The following is a 249-nucleotide window of genomic DNA, read 5'->3' as shown; positions in this document are numbered from 1 at the left end:
CAACCGATCTCGGCGATATCGGGCATCCGGTCATCGTCGGTTTCGAGGCTACTGGTAACTACCACCGCACTCTGGCGCACCGATTGCTGGCCGCGGGCTTCGAACTGCGCCTGATCTCGTCCGTCTGTCAATGGGCACCGAAGTTTCCGCAGATGTGGGCGCTTAAAATTCCCTATGCTGGCGGTTCAGGACGGTCGGTGATCAGCCGTATTCGGGATCAGGATTTCCTTTCTTTGTCGGCCGGCCACG

Annotated in this window: 1 protein-coding gene; it reads left to right on the top strand. The window is 59.0% G+C overall.

Annotated features, from left to right (window positions below; genetic code table 11):
- The coding region (locus tag NZK81_RS21590) for a hypothetical protein (protein WP_419181734.1) at nucleotides 1-249 on the top strand (249 nt) is incomplete at both ends.

Origin of the sequence: Novosphingobium mangrovisedimenti (assembly GCF_025153475.1) — a bacterium.
Lineage (GTDB): Bacteria > Pseudomonadota > Alphaproteobacteria > Sphingomonadales > Sphingomonadaceae > Novosphingobium > Novosphingobium mangrovi_A.
The sequence above is the reverse complement of the archived record's forward strand: the minus strand, read 5'-3'. Positions and strand labels throughout refer to the sequence as shown.